The sequence below is a fragment of the Candidatus Phaeomarinobacter ectocarpi genome, from assembly GCF_000689395.1.
Taxonomy (GTDB): domain Bacteria; phylum Pseudomonadota; class Alphaproteobacteria; order CGMCC-115125; family CGMCC-115125; genus Pyruvatibacter; species Pyruvatibacter ectocarpi.
The window spans coordinates 3040802-3064330 of record NZ_HG966617.1 but is presented as its reverse complement, the minus strand read 5'-3'; the positions used below and the strand labels follow the sequence as shown (position 1 = coordinate 3064330).

The 23529-nt window shown below is 60.4% G+C and carries 26 protein-coding genes and 1 pseudogene; 19 read left to right on the top strand and 8 right to left on the bottom strand.

Annotated features, from left to right (window positions below; translation table 11 throughout):
• The first annotated feature begins 11 nt into the window (after nucleotides 1-11).
• Complete coding sequence (locus BN1012_RS14575; RefSeq protein ID WP_052535408.1) at nucleotides 12-1145, top strand: DUF2332 domain-containing protein; 1134 nt, start codon at nucleotides 12-14, stop codon at nucleotides 1143-1145.
• Nucleotides 1146-1228: 83 nt separating this feature from the next.
• On the opposite strand, the gene BN1012_RS14570 is transcribed toward BN1012_RS14575, so the two are convergent.
• From BN1012_RS14570 to dapF, 4 genes are read right to left on the bottom strand one after another with little or no spacing between them, the layout of a single operon-like run.
• Nucleotides 1229-1852, bottom strand: coding sequence for a septation protein A (locus tag BN1012_RS14570; protein ID WP_043950159.1), 624 nt, complete (start codon nucleotides 1850-1852; stop codon nucleotides 1229-1231).
• Entirely contained in the window at nucleotides 1849-2910 is a 1062-nt protein-coding gene (ftsY, locus tag BN1012_RS14565) for a signal recognition particle-docking protein FtsY (RefSeq protein ID WP_052535407.1), read from the bottom strand. Before ftsY ends, BN1012_RS14570 begins: the two co-directional genes overlap by 4 nt.
• Nucleotides 2907-4169, bottom strand: coding sequence for a tRNA (N(6)-L-threonylcarbamoyladenosine(37)-C(2))-methylthiotransferase MtaB (gene mtaB, locus BN1012_RS14560; protein WP_043950158.1), 1263 nt, complete (start codon nucleotides 4167-4169; stop codon nucleotides 2907-2909). The genes ftsY and mtaB overlap by 4 nt, the downstream gene beginning before the upstream one ends.
• Entirely contained in the window at nucleotides 4166-5011 is an 846-nt protein-coding gene (dapF, locus tag BN1012_RS14555) for a diaminopimelate epimerase (protein WP_244442908.1), read from the bottom strand. Before dapF ends, mtaB begins: the two co-directional genes overlap by 4 nt.
• Nucleotides 5012-5118: 107 nt before the next feature.
• On the opposite strand from dapF, the gene BN1012_RS14550 reads away from it, so the two are divergent.
• Entirely contained in the window at nucleotides 5119-5949 is an 831-nt protein-coding gene (locus tag BN1012_RS14550) for a PIG-L deacetylase family protein (protein WP_043950156.1), read from the top strand.
• A gap of 4 nt (nucleotides 5950-5953) precedes the next feature.
• Here BN1012_RS14550 and BN1012_RS14545 read toward each other — a convergent pair whose 3' ends face one another.
• The gene (locus tag BN1012_RS14545) at nucleotides 5954-6475 is read right to left on the bottom strand and encodes a hypothetical protein (RefSeq protein ID WP_043950155.1); all 522 of its coding nucleotides are present in this window, start codon (nucleotides 6473-6475) and stop codon (nucleotides 5954-5956) included.
• Nucleotides 6476-6540: 65 nt separating this feature from the next.
• Between BN1012_RS14545 and BN1012_RS14540 the strand changes: the two genes are divergently transcribed.
• From BN1012_RS14540 to leuD, 11 genes and pseudogenes are all read left to right on the top strand, one after another.
• Nucleotides 6541-7737: a hypothetical protein gene (locus tag BN1012_RS14540; RefSeq protein ID WP_145973485.1), complete on the top strand. Its 1197-nt coding sequence runs from the start codon at nucleotides 6541-6543 to the stop codon at nucleotides 7735-7737.
• Between the two features lie 224 nt (nucleotides 7738-7961).
• Nucleotides 7962-9527: a signal recognition particle protein gene (gene ffh / locus BN1012_RS14535; RefSeq protein ID WP_043950153.1), complete on the top strand. Its 1566-nt coding sequence runs from the start codon at nucleotides 7962-7964 to the stop codon at nucleotides 9525-9527.
• Between the two features lie 128 nt (nucleotides 9528-9655).
• Complete coding sequence (rpsP, locus tag BN1012_RS14530) at nucleotides 9656-10096, top strand: 30S ribosomal protein S16 (RefSeq protein ID WP_043950152.1); 441 nt, start codon at nucleotides 9656-9658, stop codon at nucleotides 10094-10096.
• Nucleotides 10097-10108: 12 nt separating this feature from the next.
• Nucleotides 10109-10720 carry a ribosome maturation factor RimM gene (gene rimM / locus BN1012_RS14525; RefSeq protein ID WP_043950151.1) on the top strand — a complete coding sequence of 204 codons (612 nt, stop codon included), beginning with the start codon at nucleotides 10109-10111 and terminating at the stop codon, nucleotides 10718-10720.
• Nucleotides 10668-11444: a tRNA (guanosine(37)-N1)-methyltransferase TrmD gene (trmD, locus tag BN1012_RS14520; RefSeq protein ID WP_081826430.1), complete on the top strand. Its 777-nt coding sequence runs from the start codon at nucleotides 10668-10670 to the stop codon at nucleotides 11442-11444. Before rimM ends, trmD begins: the two co-directional genes overlap by 53 nt.
• A gap of 50 nt (nucleotides 11445-11494) precedes the next feature.
• On the top strand, nucleotides 11495-11890 hold the full coding sequence (rplS, locus tag BN1012_RS14515) for a 50S ribosomal protein L19 (protein WP_043950149.1): 396 nt from the start codon (nucleotides 11495-11497) through the stop codon (nucleotides 11888-11890).
• A 147-nt stretch (nucleotides 11891-12037) separates the two neighbouring features.
• Nucleotides 12038-13444, top strand: a complete 1407-nt coding sequence (gene leuC / locus BN1012_RS14510) for a 3-isopropylmalate dehydratase large subunit (protein ID WP_043951159.1) — start codon at nucleotides 12038-12040, stop codon at nucleotides 13442-13444.
• A gap of 6 nt (nucleotides 13445-13450) precedes the next feature.
• On the top strand, nucleotides 13451-14221 hold the full coding sequence (locus tag BN1012_RS17115) for a hypothetical protein (RefSeq protein WP_052535404.1): 771 nt from the start codon (nucleotides 13451-13453) through the stop codon (nucleotides 14219-14221).
• Nucleotides 14214-14315, top strand: a pseudogene (locus tag BN1012_RS17530) (3-isopropylmalate dehydratase small subunit); the annotation flags it as partial. The gene BN1012_RS17115 and the pseudogene BN1012_RS17530, both read left to right, overlap by 8 nt.
• A 77-nt stretch (nucleotides 14316-14392) precedes the next feature.
• Entirely contained in the window at nucleotides 14393-15415 is a 1023-nt protein-coding gene (locus BN1012_RS14500; protein ID WP_171815986.1) for an OmpA family protein, read from the top strand.
• 26 nt (nucleotides 15416-15441) lie between these two features.
• Entirely contained in the window at nucleotides 15442-16047 is a 606-nt protein-coding gene (leuD, locus tag BN1012_RS14495) for a 3-isopropylmalate dehydratase small subunit (protein ID WP_043950147.1), read from the top strand.
• Between the two features lie 194 nt (nucleotides 16048-16241).
• On the opposite strand, the gene rsgA is transcribed toward leuD, so the two are convergent.
• On the bottom strand, nucleotides 16242-17336 hold the full coding sequence (gene rsgA / locus BN1012_RS14490) for a ribosome small subunit-dependent GTPase A (protein WP_043950146.1): 1095 nt from the start codon (nucleotides 17334-17336) through the stop codon (nucleotides 16242-16244).
• A 383-nt stretch (nucleotides 17337-17719) separates the two neighbouring features.
• Here rsgA and BN1012_RS14485 point away from each other — a divergent pair, with 383 nt between their 5' ends.
• From BN1012_RS14485 to leuB, 4 genes are all read left to right on the top strand, one after another.
• Nucleotides 17720-18772 (top strand): hypothetical protein, encoded by a 1053-nt coding sequence (locus BN1012_RS14485; RefSeq protein WP_043950145.1) that lies wholly within the window; start codon nucleotides 17720-17722, stop codon nucleotides 18770-18772.
• A gap of 11 nt (nucleotides 18773-18783) precedes the next feature.
• Nucleotides 18784-19191 carry a TerB family tellurite resistance protein gene (locus BN1012_RS14480; RefSeq protein ID WP_043950144.1) on the top strand — a complete coding sequence of 136 codons (408 nt, stop codon included), beginning with the start codon at nucleotides 18784-18786 and terminating at the stop codon, nucleotides 19189-19191.
• 106 nt (nucleotides 19192-19297) lie between these two features.
• Nucleotides 19298-19951: a hypothetical protein gene (locus tag BN1012_RS14475; RefSeq protein WP_043950143.1), complete on the top strand. Its 654-nt coding sequence runs from the start codon at nucleotides 19298-19300 to the stop codon at nucleotides 19949-19951.
• A 727-nt stretch (nucleotides 19952-20678) separates the two neighbouring features.
• Nucleotides 20679-21782 (top strand): 3-isopropylmalate dehydrogenase, encoded by a 1104-nt coding sequence (gene leuB / locus BN1012_RS14470; RefSeq protein ID WP_043950142.1) that lies wholly within the window; start codon nucleotides 20679-20681, stop codon nucleotides 21780-21782.
• A 72-nt stretch (nucleotides 21783-21854) separates the two neighbouring features.
• Here leuB and BN1012_RS14465 read toward each other — a convergent pair whose 3' ends face one another.
• Entirely contained in the window at nucleotides 21855-22145 is a 291-nt protein-coding gene (locus BN1012_RS14465; protein ID WP_145973484.1) for a hypothetical protein, read from the bottom strand.
• Between the two features lie 9 nt (nucleotides 22146-22154).
• Nucleotides 22155-22415 (bottom strand): hypothetical protein, encoded by a 261-nt coding sequence (locus BN1012_RS14460; protein ID WP_145973483.1) that lies wholly within the window; start codon nucleotides 22413-22415, stop codon nucleotides 22155-22157.
• 135 nt (nucleotides 22416-22550) lie between these two features.
• On the opposite strand from BN1012_RS14460, the gene BN1012_RS14455 reads away from it, so the two are divergent.
• Together BN1012_RS14455 and BN1012_RS17670 are read left to right on the top strand one after the other, a co-directional pair.
• Complete coding sequence (locus BN1012_RS14455) at nucleotides 22551-23273, top strand: hypothetical protein (RefSeq protein ID WP_206778004.1); 723 nt, start codon at nucleotides 22551-22553, stop codon at nucleotides 23271-23273.
• An 87-nt stretch (nucleotides 23274-23360) separates the two neighbouring features.
• Complete coding sequence (locus BN1012_RS17670; protein ID WP_171815985.1) at nucleotides 23361-23501, top strand: hypothetical protein; 141 nt, start codon at nucleotides 23361-23363, stop codon at nucleotides 23499-23501.
• Nucleotides 23502-23529 lie beyond the last annotated feature (28 nt).

Below are 23529 nucleotides of genomic sequence, written 5' to 3'. Positions count from 1 at the left end.
CGGAGCGTCGCATGAGTGATCGTCTTGAAGCTTTCGCAGTTGGTTTTCGCAAGCAGGCCGAGTTTTGCCATTTGCTTGGATCACCTTTTTCAGCTGCCCTGCTTGAACAGGCAGCGGATGCGTTTGAAGCAGGAGACGATATCGTCGCGACCTACATGCCGTGGTGGGAAGGGTCTACGGCGGCCTATGTGGCAACAGATGTTTTGCCGTTGCGGTTTTTGGGCTGCGCGCATGCGCTGGCTCTGAGCGGCGATGTTCCGGTGCTTGCCCGGCATTATCCCTCATGTGGCGGCGATGGTGTGGCGGATGGCGTCTGGACACACGTCCTTGAGGCTTTTGCCGCGCACACGGCCTTCACCATGGACTATGTCACCCAGCCGCCGCAGACCAACGAAGTGGCCCGGTCCGGCTCACTGGTTCCGGGACTGCTGGAACTCGCCCGACTGGTGCAGATGCCGGTCGCCACATTTGAACTGGGCGCCAGCGCCGGGTTGCTGCAGGGGCTTGACCGGTTTCACTACACCTTTGGGGCGGCCACATGGGGGGATGACACGTCCGACTGCCGCATGACGCCGGATTGGACACTGCCATTAACGCCGCCGGTGGACGCGCCTTTGACGATCGCGGCCCGGCGGGCGTGTGATGCGGCGCCGATTGATATTCTCAATTCGGACAATGCCCTCAAGGTGCGGTCTTACATCTGGACGGACATGCCTGAGCGTCTCGCCCGGCTGGATGCGGCGATTGCCATTGCGCAGGAGGTGAAGCCGGTCGTCGAGAATGCGTCGGCCGATGCGTGGCTTGAAGATGTGCTGGGTGCATCCGTAGTACCCGGTCAGGCGAGATGCGTGCTGCATTCGGTGATGTGGCAGTACATGCCCACGCACGTTCAGGACCGGGCGTATGCAGCCATTGTGAAGGCAGGTGAGGCAGCGACACTGGATGCGCCCGTTGCGTGGCTGCGGCTTGAACCTGAAACAAACAACAAGCCCATGCATGTCGCATTGGCCCTGTGGCGCGGTGATGGGACGTGTGATGCGCGCGTCCTGGCTGACTCCCATCCCCACGGCACGCAGATCGGCTGGCTGGGGTGGGACAACGGGCGGCGTCTCGCCAGCCCGGAACTGGTTCAGAACTTCAACTAGAGGGCAAGTGAGGCTTCCTCCCCCAAAAAAGGGTGTTACCCCGTGGTCAAGCCACGGAATGACAAATGGTGGGGTGGTGGAAACTACAGCGTTTCGTTCTGGCGTTCGGCTTCGGCTTCCTGCTCGGCTTCTGTCTTGGGTTCGGGCAGGGCGTATTTCTGCAGCAGGCCGACCTGTGCGACGGCGAATACCATGGTGATGGGCATGTTCCCGAAGACCTTGAAGCTCACCCAGAAATCGGTGGAGAAGTTGCGCCAGATGATTTCGTTGAGGATGCCGAGAAACACGAAGAAAAAGGCCCAGCGCCAGGTGAGCTTGCGCCAGCCTTCGGGTGTCAGGCGGAAGGTGCCGTCAAACACGATCTTCAGCAGTGATTTGCCGAAGAACAAGCCGCTGAACAGGATGGCGGCGAAAAGCCCGTTTACCAGTGTCGGCTTCACCTTGATGAATAGATCATCGTTCAGGTAGAGCGTGAGGGCGCCGAACACGAGCACGAAGACGCCGGTGACGAGCGGCATGGTGGCGATATGGCGGGCCAGTATCCACGACGCCGCGAGGGATGCCGTAATGGCAACCATGAACGCGCCGGTGGCCGTAAAAATGTCGAACCGCCAGTTGGCGATGAAGAACACCGCCAGCGGTCCGATCTCGATCAGCAGGCGGACGGTCGGGCTTAAAGGTTCTTTTTTTACGGCGGCGTCGCTCATGAGGTGCTTTCGGATGTGGCTGCGGCTTCAGCCGATGCGTCGAGGGCGGCGGTTGGCGTTTGCGTGTCATCTAGACCGGCTATGGCCTGGGCAAAGTTCGAGGCGATGAAGGGTTGCAGATCGTCTTCGCCTTCGCCAACCCCAATTGCGTGAACGGGGAGGCCGGACTTTTTGGCGATGGCGACAAGAATGCCACCACGCGCCGTGCCGTCGAGCTTGGTCATGACGAGGCCGGTGACGCCAACAGCCTTGGTGAAGACCTCAACCTGGTTGAGGGCGTTCTGGCCGGTGGTGGCATCAAGCACCAGCAAAACGGAATGTGGGGCTGTCTCGTTGCGCTTCTTGATGACGCGCACGACTTTTTCAAGCTCGGACATCAGCTCGGTCTTGTTCTGCAGGCGTCCGGCTGTGTCGATCATCACAATGTCTGCGCCGACTTCTTCGGCCTTGGTGATGGTGTCGAAGGCGAGGCCGGCTGAATCCGCGCCGACATTGTGGGCGACGACGGGTGCCCCGATGCGCTCGCCCCAGATCTTCAGCTGGTCGATGGCAGCAGCACGAAAAGTGTCGCCGGCTCCGAGCACAACGGATTTACCGGCAGCTGACATCTTCTTGGCGAGCTTGCCGATGGTGGTGGTTTTGCCTGCGCCATTGACGCCAACGACCAAAATGATGTGCGGCTTGTGGGTGCCGTCCAGCAGCAAAGGCGCCTCTACCGGCTCCAGCACCTTGGCAACTTCGCTGGCGACGATGGCGCGGACTTCGGCTTCGTCCACTTCCTTGTCGTAGCGCCCATCACTCACAGCGTCAGTGATGGCGGTCGCTGTGTCCACGCCGAGGTCTGCCTGGATCAGCAGGTCTTCCAGCTCTTCGATGGTGGTGCCGTCGAGTTTGCGCTTGGTGAACACCGACGCGATGCCGGTGGTCATGCTGGATGTGGAGCGGCTCAGACCCTCGCGCAGGCGTTTGAAGAGGCCTTTCTTCTCAGGCTCGTCTGGCTGTGCAGGCGCGTTGGCGCCCAGATCGATAATCCGGGGGATGCGGGGGGTGCTGGTCATGCGGCGGCGGATACTTTTGGTGTTGCGATAAGGGTTGTGCCGTCGCGGCCTGTCACCTGCGCTTCGATGATGCTGCCCGGCGTCACCGCATGGGTGAGCCGGATGGAAGCAAAATCATCCGTATGCCCTTCGGTCTCGCGTTCAGCGAGAAGGCGGACGGTGTGACCCACATGGGTATCGAGGCTTGCAGCCAGTGCTGCTGTGCCGCGGGCACGCAGGTCTGCGGCGCGGGCCTTGATGGTGGCGCCATCCACTGGCGGCATCTTGGCGGCAGGCGTCATGGGGCGGGGCGAATAGGGGAAGACGTGCACATGGGTGAGACCGCAGGCATCGATGAGCGACAGATTGGCGGCGTGCATCCCGTCGGTCTCGGTCGGGAAGCCGGCCATGATGTCAGCACCAAAGGCAATTTCGGGGCGCAGGCGGCGGGCTTCGTCACAAAAGGCAATGGCGTCGGCGCGCGAGTGGCGGCGCTTCATGCGCTTGAGGATCATGTCGTGGCCGTGCTGCAGGGACAGGTGGAGATGCGGCATCAGACGTTCCTCGTCGGCGATGGCGCGCATGAGGTCCGGGTCTGCTTCGATGCTGTCGATTGATGAGAGGCGCAGGCGCGGCAGCTCGGGCACCAGCTTGAGGATGCGCTGCACGAGATTGCCCAGCGGCGGCGTGCCGGGCAGGTCACTGCCCCAGGATGTGAGGTCAACGCCGGTGAGGACGATCTCCTGGGTGCCGTTTTCAACAAGCTGACGGATCTGCGTCACGACTTCGCCTGCCGCCACAGAGCGGGAGTTGCCGCGGCCATAGGGGATGACGCAGAACGTGCAGCGATGGTCGCAGCCGTTTTGCACTTCCACGAAGGCGCGGGCGCGGGCTTCGAAACCCGCAATGAGATGGCTCGCGGTTTCGCGCACCTCCATGATGTCAGCCACGGCGATACGCGGGGCGTTGGAGCCCTTGAGGAAGGTTTCGGCCTTTGTCTTTTCCGCGTTGCCGACGATGCGGGACACCTCCGGCATGTTGGCAAACGTCTCGGGCTCGATCTGGGCAGCGCATCCGGTGACGATAATCTCCGCATCCGGATGATCGCGGTGGGCCTTGCGGATGGCCTGACGGGCCTGGCGCACGGCTTCGCCGGTGACAGCGCAGGTATTGAAGATGATGGCGTTGTCGATGCCGCCGGCGCGGGCGTGGTCACGCATGACCTCGCTCTCATAGGCGTTGAGGCGGCAGCCGAAGGTTACTATTTCGGGGGCGCTCATGCGGCAGTTCCCGACAGATCAATGTCGCCGGAGAATTCAAACTCCGCGGGACCGGTCATCAAAATATGGTCGTCCGCCTCGCGCCACTGGATGCGCAGGGGGCCGCCGGGCAGGTGCACGGAGACATCGCGACCGGTGCGGCCGGTGCGCGCGGCGCTGACGCCAATGGCGCAGGCGGCTGTGCCACAGGCGCGCGTTGCCCCGGCGCCGCGTTCCCACACGCGGGTGCGGATGGTCTTGTCGTCGATCACCTGAGCCAGCGAAATGTTGGCCCGCTCGGGGAAGATCGGATGGTTCTCGAGCATCGGCCCGATCTTTTCCAGATCGTAGGCGTCTGCGTCCGTCACCCAGAAGATCGCGTGCGGGTTGCCCACATTGGCGACCGATGGCGAGTGCAGGATCGGGTCATCGATGGGGCCGATCTGCAGTTCGATGGCACGGGTGTCGCGGATTTCTTCAGACAGCGGAATGTCCTGCCAGTCAAAGCGTGGGCGCCCCATGTCGATGGTGATGTTGCCGTCGCCGGCGTCCGTCGCGACGATTGTGCCGCCCAGGGTGCCCATGGTGAGCTGCGTCGCGCCGCTTTCCTGGAAGAGATCGGCCTTAAAAAGGTAGGCGGCGACACAGCGGGCGCCGTTGCCGCAGGCTTCCACTTCCTCGCCGGAATTGTTCCAGATGGACGTCCAGACGTCGGCGCCCTTTCTTCCTGGCTCAATCACCATGATCTGGTCGCAGCCGGGGCCGGTCGCGGGATTGCCGATCAGGCGTGCAGCATCGGCGTCGAGGGCAAAGCCCCCGTCGCGGGCGTCGATCACCACGATCTCGTTGCCGAGGCCGTTCATCTTGTGAAACTGCACGTTCATGGGCGCCTATATGGCGCTTTTGGCGTCGAAATGCCAGAAACACGGCAGGGTCTGAATAGCAGACCCGTGAAATCGGGAGAGGTCGCATGCTCAAGCTTCTGGGGCGCATCGGTGCAATTGTCGGCGGAATTGCGCTCCTGGTGAGCATGGTGGGCGCGATCTGGCTGGATTCCCTGTTTGAAGAGCCGGGGGTCAAGCACGTGACGTCGCTGACCCAGGAGCTGGGTGCCAAGCGCGTCATGGCGATTTTCGCGCATCCCGATGATGAGCAGCTGGTGGCGGGTCTGCTGGTGGCGGCCAAGGCCGAAGGGGCGGACCTGGGCATGATTACCGCCACGCGCGGCGAAGCAGGCACGCAGATGCCGAAGATCGTGCACCAGCAGCATCTGGGCATCATCCGCATGGCGGAAGCGCTCAAGAACAGCTATGCGCTGGGCATCGATGCCCACGAAGTGTGGCCGATGCCGGACGGGGCACTGGAACGCGATGTGCCGTTCCTGTCGCTGGCGGCTGAAATCACCAAGGCGTTTCATCGCTTCGAGCCGGATCTCGTCGTCACGTTCTGGCCTGAGTCCGGCGCGACAGGCCATCGTGATCACATGCGTATCGGTCTGGCAGCCCAACATGCGGTGCGGCAGTTCGAGGGCATTCACGTCTATCAGGGCCCCAGCAATATCGCCTACACGCTGATGCCGCGCGGCGTCATGCAGCGGCTGGGCGGTGAGCGCGGCGACTTTGTAGCGGAGAACCAGCCAGACCCGACCCATTCCATGCCAAGCAACGCCGACGCCAAACTGCGCGGCTGGGACATCCACGAAAGCCAGCGCGACTATGTGGAAGAGACCTATCTCGTGCCTGCGAATGTGCTCTACAGCTTCTTCGACAAGGAGTTTTACTTCGTCGAAGAGGTGCGGTGAGGGGCTAGACGATAAAGTCGCCAGCTGATGGGGTCTTTGGCGGATGCAATCGCCACGGAAGCCTTTTTCCACTTGTGCGGCTGCACCCCAGCCTTGTCCAGTTTTCGCGCAAGCGATCGTCGTTTTGCGTCTTTTGACTGATCTTGCGATCGATCTGGCTGAGTTGAACCCTGAGAGCCGGTATCTGGCGCTGTGCCTGCTGCACCCGCGCTTCGGCCTGTGCCAGCCGTCGCTGGTTATCCTGAGCAACGGCTGCATCGCCAGCATCTGACAACCAATCGGTCAATCTGCGCCGACGGCTCGACGGTCTGCCGGGCATCGTCGGAGACGTCCGCTGACGATCACGTTCGATTTCAGCTGCTCGCCGTCGGATATTCGCCCCTTCCAGGGCTGTCACGATGCGCGCGCGTTGAATGCTGAGGGTATTGAGTTCCCGGGAGATAAAATTGAGCTCGCTCAGGATGTTGTCGCAAGGAGAAGCAGCCTTGGTTTCAATCCCTGGGCCCGTGTTTGAGATATGTGGCATGTCAAATTCCGTGTGTTAGGTTGAGTTTGTAGTTTCTCATGACCTGACGGACCGGGGATAAGCTCGTGAATACTCTGATGGCATGGACCCGCAGGCGGCCTGTCCTGACCGGAACGGCTCTGATTTTTTTGCTGATGTCCGGGTTGCTTTATGTGCAACTGCGCCTGCCACCGCCGCCGGACTGGCGCGCGGCCTATTACGCAGCGCGCGCGGCGGATAATTGCAGTCGGGCCTATACAATTGCTGTGGTCGTCAGTGGCGCAGGGGTGCCCGGCGGGTTTGAGTTTTGGCACGACACCTATGGGGCCCTGATCGCTGCCAACGAACCGCCGCCTTGTGCGCCGTCATGGGAAGCATTGTTTGGGGCACCTGATACGCCCGATGATCTGGTTGCTGCAGCAATGGAGGATTTGCGGACGCAGGCATCCGCCCCCCAACCCCCACGTGCCGACCTTGCCGTCAGCCGGTTGGGAACTGTGTGGGCTGCGCTGAACGGGTTCTGGGTCGAAACCGGATATGAAGGCGATCGTGCCCGCTACGAGCCTGACTTTGTGGATTTGTCGGTGAGTGACCGTTTCAGGGCTGCGTGGGCGGTTCTCAAATGCGATCCGGTGCGCGGCTCGGGTCGACCCGACTGGCGCTTTGTCGAGGCATGGGCGGTGGATGATCCGGAGACAACACTTTCAAACGGCCCTTGGCAGCAGGTTGCGGAAAACTGCGCAAGTGCAGTGCTGTCACTGGTTGACAGTGTCGGGATCGGCGCGACTGGCGGCAAAGGCCGCGCGCTAGACGTTATGCTGCATCACGCGCGGTGGCTGCCAAGGGGAGACTATGTCTACGCGGCGCGCCCACTGGTGCATGGCGTCTGGCCGTGGTTTGTGGATATGCAGGATGAGGCAGCGGTCGCAAAGCAATATGAGGACCTGTTTGTTACCTTCGGTGTCAGCCTGGACACTGCCTATGGCCCATCGCTTGCGCTCTATGCGCGTAAAATACTGGACGGCACCGAGCCCAGATACCTGGCCGAGCGGCGGTGGGATTTCATAGCCCAGGATACTCCGCTCACGGATGACCAATATGCCTATGCGATGTTGATGGTCGCGGTGGAGGAGGGCGAAGCCGTTGAGGCAGACCGTGATGCGGTGGCGGCCCGGCTCAGCGACGGTGAAAGATCTGCGGCATTGGAGTGGGCGTACCGGTACTTTGGTGAGCCTGCGGAGGATGGTGAGCGGGTTTTTGTGGACATTGATCTTGCCGGTTAAGGAATTGTCCTCTCAAGCGCTCGCTTGACCATCCACCCTCTTTCCCCCTAAAACACCGGCTCATTTCCGAGACATCTCCTGTCTCCTTCGGCCAGCGGGCTTTCGCGCCCGCACGTCGCCACCCGTCAGCGCGTTGCGCCCACGGGTGCGTTTTTCGTTTGGCTGATGGATGTTGGGCGGTGTTTTCGGCAAAAACGGCTTAAAACTGCGGATTTTGCGCATAAATGTTTGACAACCTTCAGGATCGTCTGGGCTCCATATTTGAGGGGCTGACCAAGCGCGGGGCGCTGTCGGAGAAAGATGTCTCCGAGGCGATGCGTGAGGTGCGCCGGGCGCTGCTCGAGGCGGACGTGGCGCTGCCGGTGGCGCGTGACTTCATCAAGAAGGTCACGGAGCGGGCCGTCGGCCAGGACGTTCTGCGCTCGGTGACGCCGGGCCAGCAGGTCATCAAGATCGTCCATGACGAGATGATTTCGATGTTGGCCGGTGATGCGCCTGCGTCCGGAGCCGAAGAAGGCTCGCCGGATGATATGGCGGGCATCGATCTTGGGGCCGTTGCGCCGGTGCCGGTGATGATGGTGGGGCTTCAGGGGTCCGGTAAGACCACATCAACCGCCAAGGTGGCCATTCGGCTGCGCGACAAGGCCAAGCGCAAGGTGTTGATGGCGTCGCTTGATGTGCGCCGTCCCGCAGCTCAGGAACAGCTCAAGGTGCTGGGCGAGCAGGCGGGTATCGATACGCTGCCGATCGTGGCGGGCCAGGACCCCGTGGCGATCTCCAAGCGCGCCATGGATGCGGGTCGCCTGGGCGGTTACGACGTGGTGATGCTGGATACGGCGGGCCGTCTGTCCGTTGATGAAGCGCTGATGGCCGAGATGGCCGAGATCAAGTCAGCTGCCAACCCGCATGAAATTCTGCTGGTGGCGGACAGTCTGACGGGTCAGGACGCAGTTACCACCGCTGACCTGTTCAACAAGCGCGTCGGCCTCACCGGCATTGTGCTGACCCGTGCCGATGGTGACGGGCGCGGCGGGGCGGCGCTCTCCATGCGCGCTGTGACCGGCAAGCCGATCAAGCTGCTGGGCACCGGCGAAAAGCTGGACGAGATGGAAGTGTTCCGCGCCGAGCGGATCGCCGGACGCATTCTGGGCATGGGCGACGTGGTGTCGCTCGTGGAGAAGGCGGCTGAAACCCTCGACGCTGAAAAAGCCGAGAAGATGGCTGCCAAGATGAAGAAGGGTCAGTTCGACCTGGATGATCTGGCTGAACAGCTCAAGCAGATGGCCAAGCTGGGCGGCATGTCCGGCGTGATGGCGATGATGCCGGGCATGGGCAAGGCCAAGAAGCAGATGGATGCCGCGGGCATGGACGACAACGTCCTCAAGCGGCAGGGGGCGATCATTTCGTCAATGACGAAAGCCGAGCGCCGCAACCCCAAAGTATTGAATGCCAGCCGCAAGAAGCGTGTGGCCAAAGGCTCGGGCACCCAGGTTCAGGAAGTGAACCGCGTGTTGAAGATGCACCGGCAGATGGCCGACGTCTTCAAGATGATGGGCAAGAAGGGCGGCAAGAAAGGCCTTGCCGCCATGATGGGCGCTATGGGTGGCGGCGGCGGCCTGCCTCCCGGTGTGACACCCCCCGGAGGAATGGGCGGCGGCCTTGGTGGTCCCATGGGCGGCGGCATGCCCGGACTGGGCGGTGGAATGCCTCCGGGGCTTGGCGGTGGAACAGGATTGCCGGGACTGGGCGCTCCAACGCTCCCCGGCCTTGGTGGACCAAAGAAGAAATAGAGTTTTTGAGTGCCGGGCAAAGAACAACCAATAAGAGCAGCCCGGAAATATGACGACTACGGATTAATTGAGATTTCCGGATGCGTGCGACGCGCCGGTCAAAGAGACAACCTAAGGAGACTATTGTTATGGGATTGAAGATCCGGCTTGCCCGTGGTGGCGCCAAGAAGCGTCCATTTTATCGCATCGTTGTTGCGGATGTCCGCAGCCCGCGCGATGGCCGTTTTGTTGAAAAGATCGGCACACTGAACCCGCTGCTGGCCAAGGACGACGACGCGCGTCTGAAGCTCGATGTGGATCGTGCCAAGTACTGGCTCGGCCAGGGTGCCCTGCCGACAGACCGCGTATCGCGTCTGCTGGAGATCGAAGGCATTGGCAAGCGTGAGCCACGCAACAACCCGCAGAAGGCACTGCCCGGCAAGAAGGCGCAGGAGCGCATCGAAGCCAAGCGCATTGCTGAAGAAGATGCTGCTGAAGCTGCCAAGGCTGCTGAAGAGGCTCCCGCTGAGGAAGCCCCTGCAGAAGAAGCTCCGGCTGAAGAAGCAGCAACCGAAGAAGCTGCGTCCTAGGGCGGTTGCTTGATGGCTGGTGGCTCTGACGGTGTCTTGCCCACGGACGTACTTCTTGGTGCGGTGTCCGGTGCCCATGGGGTGCGCGGCGATGTGCGGCTCAAGACGTTTACGGAAGACCCTGCAGCCATCGGTGATTACGGACCGGTGCATACGGAAGACGGACGGGTGTTCACCCTGAAAGTCACCAAACCGGTGAAAGGCGGCATGGCCGCAAAGCTTGATGGGGTCACGGACCGCGATCAGGCAGAGGCTCTTAAAGGCACGCGCCTTTATGTGTCTCGGGAGGCGCTCGGCCATCCCAGTGATGGGCTTGGTGCGGACGATGACGGTGACGAGGCTTACTTCCATGCAGACCTTGTGGACTGCGTTTTGGTGAGTGAGCAGAACGAGGAGATTGGACGGGTGACTGCCGTTCACGATTTTGGCGCGGGCGACTTGCTTGATGTGCTGCGCAGTGATGCGGAAGGCGCGGGTAAAACCGTGCTGGTGCCGTTCACGCGCGCGGTATGTCCCGAGGTTGATATTGCCGCGCGCCGGATCGTGTGTGTGCCGCCGGTTGGTCTCCTCGATGAGGCGGAACCTCTTGAAGAAGAGTTGGGAGAAGGAGAGTCTCGTGACTGACGCTGCTTCTTCTTCGGTCTGGACCGCCACCGTTCTGACGCTGTACCCGGACATGTTTCCGGGGCCGCTGGGGCTGAGCCTTGCGGGCCGGGCGCTGGAAGAGGGCAAGTGGGCGCTGGATGCACGCAACATCCGTGACCATGCCGACGACAAGCACCGCACGGTGGACGACACGCCGGCGGGCGGTGGCCCGGGCATGGTGATGCGGGCGGATGTGATGTGCGCGGCGATTGATGCGTCTTCTGATGCACCAGGCCCGCTGGTGTATCTGACGCCGCGCGGCGTGCCGCTGACCCAGGGTCTTGTCCGCGAGATTGCGGCGGGACCCGGCGCACGGTTTGTGTGCGGACGGTTTGAAGGTGTGGACGAGCGCGTGTTCGCCACACGGCCGGGGCTGGAAGTGAGCCTTGGGGATTTTGTTCTGTCGGGCGGTGAAGCAGCCGCGCTGACCATGATCGATGCTTGCGTTCGGTTGTTGCCTGGCGTCATGGGGGCGCAGGCCTCCGGCGACGATGAGAGTTTTGAGAACGGACTTCTGGAGTACCCGCACTACACGCGGCCGCAGGAGTTTGACGGCATGGAGATACCGGCGGTTTTAACCTCCGGCCACCATGAAAAAGTGCGTGAGTGGCGGCTGCATGAAGCCGAGCGCATTACGAAGGAACGGCGGCCTGATCTGTGGGCGGCCTATGAGACGAAAGATGCGGGTGCGCCGTTACGGTAAGCGCGCCCGACCTGATAATTGACTGACGAATAGAAACGAGGGTTCATCCCATGAATATCATCGAAGAAATCAACGCCGAGCAGGCCGCGAAACTGGGCGAAACCAAGAAAGTTCCTGACTTTCGCCCCGGCGACACGGTGCGCGTCAACGTAAAGGTTGTGGAAGGCTCACGCGAGCGTGTCCAGGCCTATGAAGGCGTGTGCATCGCGCGCTCAGGCGATGGCCTGAACCAGAACTTCACGGTACGGAAGATTTCGTACAATGAAGGTGTGGAGCGTGTGTTCCCGATCTTCTCCCCGCTGATCGACTCAATCGAGCTGGTCCGTACGGGTAAGGTGCGTCGCGCCAAGCTTTACTACCTGCGCGGCCGTCGCGGTAAATCTGCACGTATCGCAGAACGCGTCGACCACAAGAACGGCCCCAAGGGTAAAAAGAAGAAAGCGTAAGTGCTTCTTCCCTACTGGCAGCAGGGTTCCTGTTGCCGCCTTTGATGCCTATATGACCGATCCGCATGGACAGGTGTGCCCTGTTCCATGCGGTTGCCTGAGCGACGCAGGCATATTTCGTTGTTTGAACAAGAAGGAAGCAAGCTGATGTCCGGCCCGCGCACGATGTACGACAAGATCTGGGATGATCACATTGTTGAAACCCGCGAAGACGGCACGGGCCTGCTTTATATTGACCGCCATCTTGTTCACGAAGTGACCAGCCCGCAGGCCTTTGAAGGTCTGCGCATGACGGACCGCAAAGTGCGCCGTCCTGAAAAGACGCTGGCGGTAGCCGACCACAACATCCCCACGTCCGATCGCTCCAAGGGCATTGCGGATGAAGAAAGCCGCATTCAGGTCGAGACCCTTGAGGCCAACTGCAAGGAATTCGGCATCGAGTATCTGGCGACGGACGATATCCGCCAGGGCATCGTTCACATCGTCGGGCCCGAGCAGGGCTTTACGCTGCCGGGCACAACCATTGTGTGCGGCGACAGCCACACATCCACCCACGGCGCATTCGGGGCGCTGGCGCACGGCATCGGTACGTCGGAAGTTGAGCATGTGCTCGCCACGCAGACGCTGATCCAGAAGAAAGCCAAGAATTTCCGCGTCAATGTGGAAGGCACACTGCCGGAACACCTGACTGCCAAGGACATCATCCTGGCGATCATCGGTGAGATCGGCACGGCGGGCGGCACGGGCTATGTGATTGAGTTTGCCGGTCCTGCGATCCGCGCGCTTTCCATGGAAGGCCGCATGACCGTCTGCAACATGACGATTGAAGGTGGCGCGCGCGCTGGCCTCATCGCGCCAGACGAAAAGACCATCGAATACTTCAAGGGTCGCCCGCGTGCGCCCCAGGGCGAAGCGTGGGATGCGGCGGAAGCCTACTGGCGGTCGCTGCCATCTGATGACGGCGCCACGTTCGATCGTGAACTGACGCTGGACGTCAACAATCTGTCGCCGATCGTGACCTGGGGCACGAGCCCGCAGGACGTGGTGGCGATCACCGGGTCGACACCGGACCCCGCCAAGATTGAAGACGCGGACAAGGCGCGCTCCGTCGAGCGCGCGCTTGAGTATATGGGGCTCAAGCCCAACACCAAGATGACCGATGTCGCCATCGACACGGTGTTCATCGGCTCATGCACCAATGGTCGCATCGAAGACCTGCGCGCCGTCGCAGAAGTGGCCAAGGGCAAGAAGGTCAAGGACGGCATCCGCACGCTGGTTGTGCCGGGGTCTGGTCTGGTGAAAGAACAGGCGGAAGCCGAAGGCATCGACAAGGTGCTGATCGACGCAGGCTTTGACTGGCGCGAGCCGGGCTGCTCCATGTGCCTCGCCATGAACGCCGACAAGCTGGCGCCGGGCGAACGCTCCGCCTCCACCTCCAACCGCAATTTCGAAGGCCGTCAGGGCCGCGGCGGTCGTACACACCTGGTGTCGCCGGCGATGGCGGCAGCCGCTGCGATTGCCGGTCACTTCGTTGATGTGCGGGATGTGAAGTAGGCAAGAATGGCTACTGACACCAAACTGCGAACAAGGTGGAAGACCATTGGGTTTGGCTTGTCTGCTGGCTATGCGGCCGTTTTTGTCCTGCTAGTTGTAGTGCGATGGGATGATGCTTCGGGTTTAGAGCTAAATGAGCTTGGTGATTTCTTGGCTGGCCTTTTTGCACCATTGGCTTTGTTGTGGCTGGTGCTTGGGTTCTTTCAGCAAGGCGAAGAACTGCGATTGCAAGCTAAAGAGTTACACGAGTCTGTTAAGCATGCAGGAGAACAGGCAGCATCTTTGTCCGCTTCGGAAAAATATACGAAAGAAGAAATTCGCTGGCATGTGCACAACAACTACCTAAACACTGCATCAACTCACGCCAGTGATTTGTACTTCTACATATTTTGGCAAGATCGGACACAAGCGTATCCTTGGAGCGATGGAAAGCGACTTATTGACTTCCAGTTGTCCCGAATTTGGGAGAGATTTGAGCAGGGAGACCGCGAGCATGTAATGGCTCAACTTCTGGAGGAGTTGCATCGAAATCCCAACTGGTGGGATCGGGAACGCGTTTGGGTTGCCGGCATGGACTCCATTTCTCTGCAAAGTCGAATCCGCGCATTCTCATCTGTTGTTCGACAAGCTTGGAGTACTCTTGGTGAGCTTGAAGCACCGGCGCCTATGATGAGAGTTTTCGAGAGCGGTTATGGTGCCCAGTTGGTTTGGGCTCTTGCGAGCGGCGTCGAAGCCTATGAAGCCGCAAACACTGATGGCAAGAATGAAGATGGATAAATTCGACAGACACTCAGGCGTTGCGGCGCCGATGCCGATCACCAATGTTGATACGGACATGATCATTCCCTGGCAGTTCCTCACGGCCACCAAGTCCAATTGGCCGCAAAATGCATCAGTTCACTGACACGCAGTGTACGGATGAAATGGCTTGAACAGGAGGCGGAACCGATGAATAGACCTGATACTTTTTTGCGCAGTGCCTTTGTGGGTCTGTTCGCCCTTGTCGCGCTGCCGTTGATGGCTGTCGTTGCGGCTGCGGAAGACGTTGATGGATCGGAAGATCACCCGGCGCTGTCGCGCTATCCGGGGTCTGTCATCGCCTGGTACGACATTGAGAACTACATGCCATACCGGGTCCCGGTGGGGCCGGAGACGGGCTACCGCGCCATTGAAGACTGGGTTGAGACCGAGGGTCGCGTCACACGCATCTATTACCGCACCACAGGTGAACGGACCTATCAGGAAATCTGGAAGAACTACCGCGATGCCATTGAGGCGGCGGGCTTTGAAATTCTGGCGGTGGGTCTGGATGCAAAGTCGACAGAACCGGGTGGCCGCAGCTGGACGGGTACGCTTTACCGCGAGAACCCGTGGGACGGCGGCACTGGCGAGCCGGTGGGCGAGATCGTGAAGGGCACGTCGAGTTCCGGCGGACGCGGTGTGGTTGTGGCCAAAAAGGACCGTGCGGAAGGCCCGCTCTATCTGGTGGTGAGCGTCTATCAGTACAGCGCCGAGCAGGTGTCGACGCTTGTTGACGTGATCGAGGAAGAAGCCGCCGAGACCGGGCTTGTGACCGCCAACGCAGAGGCCATCGGCAAGGACATGACCGAGTTTGGCCGCGTTGTTTTGGATGGACTTTACTTTGACCACAACAAGGCCACGCTGACTTCGGCTTCGGAGCCGTCGCTGGTGGAGATCGCGAAATTTTTGACATCGGCGGGCGATACGAAATTCTTCGTCGTGGGGCACACAGACCTGACCGGCGGGTTTGACTACAACAGCGCCCTGTCGCGTGATCGGGCCGCTGCCGTGGCGGATGCGCTCGTCTCCGGCCACGGGATTGATCCTGCGCGCTTGTCGCCGCACGGCGTCGGCCCGCTGGTGCCTGTCTTTACCAACGCCAGCGATGCGGGACGCGGGCAGAACCGCCGCGTAGAGCTCGTGCAGGCCAGCGTGCCTGCCGGCGACTAGAACTGCAGCCAAGGAAGCAACATACGATGGATAAATTCGACAAACTTTCAGGCGTTGCGGCGCCGATGCCGATCACCAATGTTGATACGGACATGATCATTCCCAAGCAGTTCCTCAAGACGATCAAGCGGACGGGGCTGGGGGTCAATCTGTTTGACGAGATGCGCTACAAGGATGATGGCTCGGAAGTTGAAGACTTCGTGCTCAACCAGCCGGCCTATCGCGACGCCAAGATTCTGGTGGCGGGCGACAACTTTGGTTGTGGCTCGTCGCGCGAACACGCGCCGTGGGCGCTGATGGATTTCGGTATTCGCTGCATCATCTCCACATCGTTTGCAGACATTTTCTACAACAACTGTTTCCAGAACGGCATCCTGCCGATTGTTCTGCCCAAGGCGGATGTGGACAAGCTGATGGACGACGCGGAGCGCGGTTCCAACGCGGTTGTGTCCATCGACCTCGAAGCTCAGGAAATCAAAGGTCCGGACGGCGGCACGATCACGTTCGAGATCGATGCCTTCCGCAAGCACTGCATGCTGAACGGCCTGGACGCCATCGGCCTCACCATGCAGCAGGCCGAAGCCATCGACAGCTTCGAAGGCAAGGACAAAGCCGCGCGTAGCTGGGTCTAGCGCCTGCTCCCTCTCCCGCTTTCCCTCCGGCTTGACCGGAGGGGCCATGCGGAGGGTCAGATGGGTCCTCCCCCTCCGGTCAAGCCGGAGGGCTAAAGGGTCACCAAGCCGGAGGAAGAGCGGTAAGAGGTATCTGTTTATTGATCTGCCGGTAGGCGGCGCTCGTGATGAGCGCCGCCTTTTTTGAGGGTGAATCAGTCGTCGCGAAACCGTTTTTTCTGGGCGACGGTGCGCTTGACCATTTTCTTGAAGGATTTTTCGTGGGAGCGGCGCTCGGCGATGGTCTGGGTGTTGTGCTGGTCTTCGAGGGCGAGCTTACGCCAGCGGTGCAGGCGTTTGGGGTCGAGGGTGCCTGCGTCAATGGCGGCCGTGACGGCACAGCCGGGCTCGGTCTCGTGCTGACAGTCCTTGAAGCGGCAGTCTTCGGCCAGTGCCACCACATCTGCAAACACAGCATCAATGCCGTCCTGCACATCGGTGAGCTGCAACTCGCGCATGCCCGGGGTGTCCAGTAACCACGCGCCGGAGGCCAGCCGGTGAAACTGCCTGCTGGTGGTTGTGTGGCGTCCCTTGGCGTCGTCCTCGCGAATGCCTGCGGTCTCAATGGAGTCCTGGCCGGTCAGGGTGTTGATCAGGGTTGACTTGCCAACGCCGGACGACCCGACAAAGGCCACCGTCTGACCTGTTGTGCACCAGGGCAGCAGACTGGCGATCTGGTCCGGATCGCGGGCATCAAGCATTTCCACGACGATGCCGGGCATCAGCCCCATGGCCTGCTGCTCATAGTCGCGCGGATCGTCTGTCAGATCGGCTTTGGTCAGGATGATGACCGGTGTTACGCCGGCATCCTGAGCAAGCGCCAGATATCGCTCCAGCCGCGCCACGTTAAAATCCTGATTGCAGGATGTGACGACAAAGAGCGTGTCCACATTGGCCGCGATGAGCTGCTCCTTACGCTCATGACCGGCCACCTTGCGCTTGAACACGCTTGTTCTGTCCAGCAGCCGGTGCGCCTGCCCGGTAACGGGATCAAGCAGCACCCAGTCGCCGACGGTTGCGGCGCGCCCCGGCGACCCGTCGTCGGGGTCGTCAGGTTCGCTGAAGGGCATGATGGTTTTTTCAAACGGCACCTGATCCGGGCCGCATCCCATGACGTCCATCTTGGTGCGATGCACGGACATGACGCGGGCAGGGGCTGCCAGCTCATCGGCATCGAGTTGAGAGAGAAAGAAATTGGTCCAGCCGAGATCGGCCAAGGTGGAGATTTGGGTGGAAATTCGCGTTGTCATTGTTGGTCTACCAGCTTCTGCAACTCCGGATGGCCGGGCGCAGGGCGAACACAGGTCCACCGCCGGAAATGTCCGGAGGTGACGTTCCAAAAAGGGCTGGTGACAGGGCGGTCAGCATAAATGCCTGACCCAGAAGCACGCGTTGGGTGCTGTCTTATCCTGTGGGTCCACCAGCGGGCTGGAGCACAATGGCAGTCACAAATTTCTCCTGTGTTGGTTTCATATCTGTGTGGAAATGACGGTACGGGTTTTCCAGGTCTGTGTACATGATCGGGATCAAGCTTCGGGTGCCCGCATTGACATGGTTCCATCTGCCGACAAAGCTCGTTGCCGTGAACGTGTGACTGGTTGCGGTGTTTTTTTGAGAATGTGGGGACAGATTGATGGGTGATCTCATGTCGCGCCTTGGTGCAGGGGTGATGGCGGCGGTCTGGCTGGTCGCGCACGCCACGGCTGCCCATGCTGCTCATGAATACAAGAAGCGCGGCATGATCACGGTTGGTGCAGAAACGGGCTACCGGGAGGACATTGTCGACGAGAATACATTCAGGGTCTGGACCGGTGGCGTGTCGATCAGTTCGCATGTCCACATGCTGTCGATCCTTGTTACGCGCGTTGCAGAACTTTCCAACGAACGCGGCCACACACATTTCATCATCAAGAGCGTTGAGAGCGAGATCACCTGCTTGCCTTCGCATGCGAACAGACCGAGTGGGAGTGCCAATGTAGAAGGTCTCGGGATTGCTGGTCCGCCGGATAGTTTTGACAATAATGCAGTCGTCATTTCGGTGGAGAAGGTGCTCGCTAATCTCTATCCCGCCGTTACCGAAGGAGAGGTAACCGGTCTGCCGCCTAAGGAAGTGGGGCGGGCGAACCACCGTTTGTGTACAGGTGGGTTTGAACGGCAGACGCTCCGTCCTTGGCACTACTACAATATATTGGAAGGCCAGGAGATCAGTTTGTCCTCACCGATCATGTTCGATGAGACGTTGACGGTGAATGTGTTGACCGATCAGCGAATTGAAATGAGTGCGGCGACGACGGGATTTACACAGCCATCCCGCCTGGCCCAGTTGGCCGTTCTAGAGGCAGCGGGCATGGCAAGTGCGAATGGCTTTGCCTACCTTGGGACAAATGATCTAGTCGCGCGCGCACCCTGTACGACAGCGGGGATCCACACGAGCCTGACTGTCACCTTCATGGCGGCAGATACACCCGGCGATTTTCCCGATGATTTCAACGTCATGTCTGTCGAGAAGATCAATTCGATCATGCGCCATGTGGTCCGCCAGAACACACCCAGTGATAAATCGCGGCGGTGGATGTACCTGAAAAACGCGGAGTCGTGCGGCATAACGCGCCTGACTGGTGGTTCTGTCTATCCATGGGATACCTACAACATCCTCGCCCGTCCCGCTCGCCCCGCATCCAACTGAGGCCATCGCCTATGACGTCTTTCAAGAAGCCCGCGATCCGCTCACAGGCTGAGATCGCCATTCACGCCATCTGCGGTGCTTATCTTCTGGTCGCCTATTCCGATGGTCAGTTTGCGCCTGTGGAAGAAGGGCGGCTGATCAGTGAGCTGGCGGCGGATGAAGCGTTCAAGCGTTTTGATCAGGCGGTCCTGGCGGCAGAGATGGCAGAGCTGATGCAGGCTTTTCCCGATGATTATGAAGCGACTGCGCTCGATGTGTTGGTGTCCATTGCATCCATCAAGGAGCACGAGGTGGAAAGGCGGGCGGTGAAGCACGCAGCGCGGGTGGCGGTGATTGCGGATCAGGCAATTTCACCGCAGGAAGAGCACGCGCTGGACCGGATTGCGATGGCGCTTGGTCTTGAAAAGGGCGCGCTCTAGCCCGGCCGCAACCGTTACGGGCTTTCAAACATTTAATTTAGCACGCCTTGCGCGATGCCAGTTGCATGATCAGACTGGCCGCTATTGCACGCATTGGGGGTGAAGAATGTCAGGACTCTTAAAGATTGGGTTGATTGTGTTTGCCAGCGGATTGCTGGTCGCCTGCACCTCGAAGGGCGGCGGGCGGTACAAGGTCGACACCATACAGCCAGTGGTCCTCAAACCTTACAACTTCTGGACTTACGCTGGCGGTTACAAAGACGAGGTCCTGGCTCCGAACCGTTTCAAGGTCGAGGTCGCTGCTTCTGGAGCGACCTCATATGAGCGGGCGGTTGCGATCCTGATTACCCGTGCGGCTGAAATGGCGCAGGCCTCGGGAAACGCGGTTTTCGTTATCGATAAGATCCACCTGTCGATGCGCTGCTTCTACTCCTACCCAGCGCATTTAAAACAGATGGGGTCGGCGAGCGGGTTGCCGTCTGCCGAAATCGAAGTGACCGCGCAGCCGGAAAACACATTCCCGGCGGATGCTCTTGTGTTTTCGGTCAGCAAGGTCTTGGGCGCGCTGCATCCGGTGGTTGCAACAGCCGAGGACAAGCCAGGCCTGGAGCGGGCAACCATCAGCCGCAACGGGGATATCTGCCAGATGGATGAGCCTCAGCGACTGGCTGCCATTGGCCCTATGCCGTGGCAGAACCATGACATTCTCGAGCAGGCAGGCACGACTGCACCCTCTCAGGAACTGGTGATCGGGAGCTGATCTCCTGTCTGTCCGGCCTTGGTGTCAGGTTGGTTTCAAAAAAGTTCAAAAACTTATCCCCGGTCTCTCGCGGGGCCTCATACTTCTCGCATGCCTCCTGCTTTTGGGCAGTCCGGACCGTCCGGGTGCTGGGTGGGAGGGCGGATGCCATGGAGCGTGGTGATGACTGCCCAACAGGGACACGGGCGGGATGTCATCAGGCGTGCTGAAGGGTAACGGACTTCAGCGATATGGCGGTGACGACTCTGCTGGCCCTTGCGTCCTCTCGGGCCCCGGCGGTTCTCGCGTCTCATACGAGGGATAGACCGGTACAAAAGCAGCATCGGGCGGGTCACCGGGTAACACCCGGGCTCACCGGTGGAGACGGTCGGCGCCGAAGACCATCCGCGCAGGAGCGCTGCCATCAGGTAGCCGGACGCGCTTGATTGCGCTGAATGCATCAGACACGGACATGCTGCCTTTGGGCGGTGCTCCTGCCATCCCATCTTTCTCCTTGCAGCCATGGGGCTGTGAGGTGGTCAGGCATGGGTTAGCCCTATCGACGCCATTGTCCGGCTCGACCGGACAATCCACCTCCCCGTGTCACGAGCGTGGCATGGATCCCCCGGTCAAGCCGGAGGATGGCGGGGTTGAGGGGGCGGAGGAAGGGGGTACTGGCATCAGGCCTCGTGCCCTGCTAGGAACCCGGCCAACGGAACACGATATTTTAGTGCGGAGACATAGTCCCATGGCGACCCAGAAAATCCTCCTTCTGCCCGGCGACGGCATTGGCCCTGAAGTCATGGGCGAAGTGCGCCGCGCCATTGAGTGGATGAACAGCCAGGGGCTGACGTCCTTTGAGGTGGAAGAAGGCCTCGTCGGCGGTGCCGCTTATGACGCTCATGGGCTATCGATCTCCGAAGACGACATGGCGCGGGCCATGGCAGCGGATGCGGTGCTGTTTGGTGCTGTCGGCGGCCCCAAGTGGGATGACGTGCCCTACGATGTGCGGCCGGAAGCCGGTCTTTTGCGTTTGCGCAAGGACATGGAACTGTTTGCCAATCTGCGCCCGGCCATCTGCTTTGGTGCGCTGGCGGAAGCCTCTTCGCTGAAGAAGGAGCTTGTTGAGGGGCTCGACATTCTGATCGTCCGTGAGCTGACGGGTGGGGTTTACTTCGGTGAGCCCAAGGAAATCATCGAGCTTGAAAACGGTCAGCGCCGCGGCATCGATACGCAGGTCTATGACACCTACGAGATTGAACGTATTGCTGCGGCAGCCTTTGACATTGCGCGCACCCGCGACAACCGCGTCTGCTCCATGGAGAAGCGCAACGTCATGAAGTCCGGCGTGCTGTGGAATGAAGTCGTGACCGAAGTGCACAAGCGGGATTATCAGGACGTTGAGCTGACCCACATGCTGGCAGATGCGGGCGGCATGCAGCTGGTGCGGGCGCCCAAGCAGTTTGATGTGATCGTCACGGACAATCTGTTCGGTGACATGCTGTCGGATGTGGCTGCCATGCTGACCGGCTCGCTGGGCATGCTGCCGTCCGCGTCGCTGGGTGCGGCGGACGCCAATGGCAAACGCAAGTCGCTGTACGAGCCGGTGCATGGGTCAGCTCCTGACATTGCGGGCAACGGCATTGCCAACCCCATCGCCATGCTGTCGAGCCTGGCCATGTGTCTTCGCTATTCGTTCAACATGGGCGACGTGGCAGACAAGCTGGAAGGCGCGATCACGTCCGTGCTGGACAAGGGTCTGCGCACCGGGGACATCATGCAGGACGGCATGACCAAGGTGTCGACATCGCAGATGGGTCGCGCGGTTGTGGAAGAGATGGCGACCAACTAGGCATCCACACCTTTCCGCTCTTCCTCCGGTCACGCCGGAGGGAAGGCCGAATTTGGATGGGCGATATTGCCGCTACCAGCGACGGTGCCGATAGCCGCGATTGTAGTACCACGGCCAGTCGGGGCCCCAGATGGCGCGGTTGTTGGCGCGGCGCTGCTCGATGGCGGCGGCTTCCTCGGCGCGGATTTCGCGCAGTTTGAGCAGGCAATTGCTGAAGGCTTCGGTGTCCGGCGTGAAGCCGAGGGTCTGGCACTCGGCCTTGTCGGCGGCCAGTTGTGCCTGGGCGCGGGCGGCGCGGTCTTCAGCCGTGGCGCAGGCTGAGACGGTGAGGGCAAGCGCTGCGGCGAGCAGGATGCGGGTCATCATTGCCTCCTAAAGCCCGATGCCAATGCCGATGCCGACACCAAAATTGCCGCCACTGTCGCGCTGGCTTTCTGCGGCACGGATCTCGCGCAGTTTCAAGCGGCAGTTGCCATAGGCTTCCGTGCCTTCCTCGAAGCCAAGCTCGAGGCAGTTTTGATGGTCGATCTCGTTTTGTGCCGCGATCTGCTCGGAGCGGTCGCCGGCACAGGCTGATAGCGCTAGACCCAGCGTACAGATGAGGGCCAGGGCGCCTGTTTTCGTTGGTGTCATGAGGTCATCTCCTTGGACCACAACCTTATCCACCCCCGCGCGCCTTGAGCGTATCATATGTTGGTGAGCAGTGGTGATTGGGTATGATGGTGCGATTATCAGGTTGAGTGATTTGGGCAGATTGAGTTTTTGGGAGTGAGTGGATTGATTGATCATGTGAAGACGGCAATTGCCGCAGGTCTGGCCATGTTTGTGGCGGGGTGTGCGACGCTGGACCGGACGATGGATGCCGAGGATGTCGCGGGTATCCAGCGGCTGGGTGTCACGTCTGCCCTGTCAAACATGCGGCAACACGATTTTGTCGGGACGCTCATTTTTGAAAATAAACGCCAGAAGGTCGACGTAACAGATTGGGATGTTCCAGGCTTTGCGGAAGCGACGCTTGCCAAATATCTTGATGCAGGTCCGTTGCCGGGGCGGGTTGGCGTCATCGATGCCGAAGGTCTTGATCGGGATCTTTTCGCCAGTTCGCCTGCGGCTCTTCTGGCGGCAGCCAAAGAGCAGGGTTTTGACGCTGTCGCCGTCATTCACCCGTCCGGCTACGACAACTATCCCTATGTGACGCCGGGGTATGGGGTCTACCGTAAGTCTACTTTTGGAATGGGACAGAACTGTGCCTACCAGCAGACTGTCGTTCGGGTTCTTGATGCGGACACCGGCGACCGGCTGGCATGGGAGTGGGGCTTCAACTCATGGGATGGCCCGTGCATGCCGCTACCGGTCGAATTCAAGGAGAATCCAGCCAGTTATACGGATGTCGAGCAGGAGCAGATTCAAAAGAGCATTGAGGCTGTGTTTGACGAGGGGCTGGAACGGACCGTACGGAAGCTGAAATTTGGTGGCACCTCAGCCTTTTAGGCATGGCTGCAGCCCACGCGCCTTTCATTGACTGAATGGGTGTGCGGTGACATATAAGCGCCGGAAATTGATGGAAATTGGACCTTGATGGCCAAGCATGAGATGAGCCCTGAGTTTTTGACCGCGCGAGACGCCCGTTTTGTTGGCGCGCTTGCGGGCGATCTTGCGTGTTCGCCGGCCACCATCACCACTCCGACCACCAAAACCAAGACGGGTATCACCGTCTGATCCTGCCCCTTGCGCCGCTTGTCCTCTC

What these genes read in the sequence shown, in the direction of transcription:
- dapF (WP_244442908.1), bottom strand. Translation starts at nt 5,011, where the DNA reads ATGAACGGCCTCGGCAACGAGATCGTGGTGATCGACGCCCGCGACGGG.
- leuC (WP_043951159.1), top strand. Translation starts at nt 12,038, where the DNA reads ATGTCCGGCCCGCGCACGATGTACGACAAGATCTGGGATGATCACATT.
- rsgA (WP_043950146.1), bottom strand. Translation starts at nt 17,336, where the DNA reads ATGACAACGCGAATTTCCACCCAAATCTCCACCTTGGCCGATCTCGGC.
- BN1012_RS14550 (WP_043950156.1), top strand. Translation starts at nt 5,119, where the DNA reads ATGCTCAAGCTTCTGGGGCGCATCGGTGCAATTGTCGGCGGAATTGCG.
- BN1012_RS14500 (WP_171815986.1), top strand. Translation starts at nt 14,393, where the DNA reads ATGAATAGACCTGATACTTTTTTGCGCAGTGCCTTTGTGGGTCTGTTC.
- BN1012_RS14460 (WP_145973483.1), bottom strand. Translation starts at nt 22,415, where the DNA reads ATGACACCAACGAAAACAGGCGCCCTGGCCCTCATCTGTACGCTGGGT.
- BN1012_RS14575 (WP_052535408.1), top strand. Translation starts at nt 12, where the DNA reads ATGAGTGATCGTCTTGAAGCTTTCGCAGTTGGTTTTCGCAAGCAGGCC.
- BN1012_RS17115 (WP_052535404.1), top strand. Translation starts at nt 13,451, where the DNA reads ATGGCTACTGACACCAAACTGCGAACAAGGTGGAAGACCATTGGGTTT.
- ftsY (WP_052535407.1), bottom strand. Translation starts at nt 2,910, where the DNA reads ATGACCAGCACCCCCCGCATCCCCCGGATTATCGATCTGGGCGCCAAC.
- leuD (WP_043950147.1), top strand. Translation starts at nt 15,442, where the DNA reads ATGGATAAATTCGACAAACTTTCAGGCGTTGCGGCGCCGATGCCGATC.
- leuB (WP_043950142.1), top strand. Translation starts at nt 20,679, where the DNA reads ATGGCGACCCAGAAAATCCTCCTTCTGCCCGGCGACGGCATTGGCCCT.
- BN1012_RS14485 (WP_043950145.1), top strand. Translation starts at nt 17,720, where the DNA reads ATGGGTGATCTCATGTCGCGCCTTGGTGCAGGGGTGATGGCGGCGGTC.
- BN1012_RS14475 (WP_043950143.1), top strand. Translation starts at nt 19,298, where the DNA reads ATGTCAGGACTCTTAAAGATTGGGTTGATTGTGTTTGCCAGCGGATTG.
- rpsP (WP_043950152.1), top strand. Translation starts at nt 9,656, where the DNA reads ATGGGATTGAAGATCCGGCTTGCCCGTGGTGGCGCCAAGAAGCGTCCA.
- mtaB (WP_043950158.1), bottom strand. Translation starts at nt 4,169, where the DNA reads ATGAGCGCCCCCGAAATAGTAACCTTCGGCTGCCGCCTCAACGCCTAT.
- ffh (WP_043950153.1), top strand. Translation starts at nt 7,962, where the DNA reads ATGTTTGACAACCTTCAGGATCGTCTGGGCTCCATATTTGAGGGGCTG.
- BN1012_RS14570 (WP_043950159.1), bottom strand. Translation starts at nt 1,852, where the DNA reads ATGAGCGACGCCGCCGTAAAAAAAGAACCTTTAAGCCCGACCGTCCGC.
- BN1012_RS14465 (WP_145973484.1), bottom strand. Translation starts at nt 22,145, where the DNA reads ATGACCCGCATCCTGCTCGCCGCAGCGCTTGCCCTCACCGTCTCAGCC.
- rimM (WP_043950151.1), top strand. Translation starts at nt 10,109, where the DNA reads ATGGCTGGTGGCTCTGACGGTGTCTTGCCCACGGACGTACTTCTTGGT.
- rplS (WP_043950149.1), top strand. Translation starts at nt 11,495, where the DNA reads ATGAATATCATCGAAGAAATCAACGCCGAGCAGGCCGCGAAACTGGGC.
- BN1012_RS14545 (WP_043950155.1), bottom strand. Translation starts at nt 6,475, where the DNA reads ATGCCACATATCTCAAACACGGGCCCAGGGATTGAAACCAAGGCTGCT.
- trmD (WP_081826430.1), top strand. Translation starts at nt 10,668, where the DNA reads ATGAGGCGGAACCTCTTGAAGAAGAGTTGGGAGAAGGAGAGTCTCGTG.
- BN1012_RS14480 (WP_043950144.1), top strand. Translation starts at nt 18,784, where the DNA reads ATGACGTCTTTCAAGAAGCCCGCGATCCGCTCACAGGCTGAGATCGCC.
- BN1012_RS17670 (WP_171815985.1), top strand. Translation starts at nt 23,361, where the DNA reads ATGGCCAAGCATGAGATGAGCCCTGAGTTTTTGACCGCGCGAGACGCC.